Raw genomic sequence first — 202 nt, 5'->3', positions numbered from 1 at the left:
GAAACAACACAACCCTCTTTACACACACTTCTTCCAGATTGGCTGTGGCGCGCTAACCCGCGACGCAGCAACCCCTCATGCCTGATGACCATAGCGAGTCGGTCCCACCCCTTCCCATCCCGAACAGGACCGTGAAACGACTCTACGCCGATGATAGTGCGGATTGCCCGTGTGAAAGTAGGTAATCGTCAGGCTCCTTACC

Annotated in this window: 1 rRNA gene; it reads left to right on the top strand. The window is 55.9% G+C overall.

What is annotated here, in order from left to right:
* Positions 1-80 precede the first annotated feature (80 nt).
* A 5S ribosomal RNA gene (gene rrf / locus G3O01_RS45065) occupies positions 81-194 on the top strand.
* Positions 195-202 lie beyond the last annotated feature (8 nt).

Origin of the sequence: Burkholderia sp. Ac-20365 (genome assembly GCF_017104715.1) — a bacterium.
Lineage (GTDB): Bacteria > Pseudomonadota > Gammaproteobacteria > Burkholderiales > Burkholderiaceae > Paraburkholderia.
This window is presented reverse-complemented; position numbering and strand designations above follow the sequence as displayed.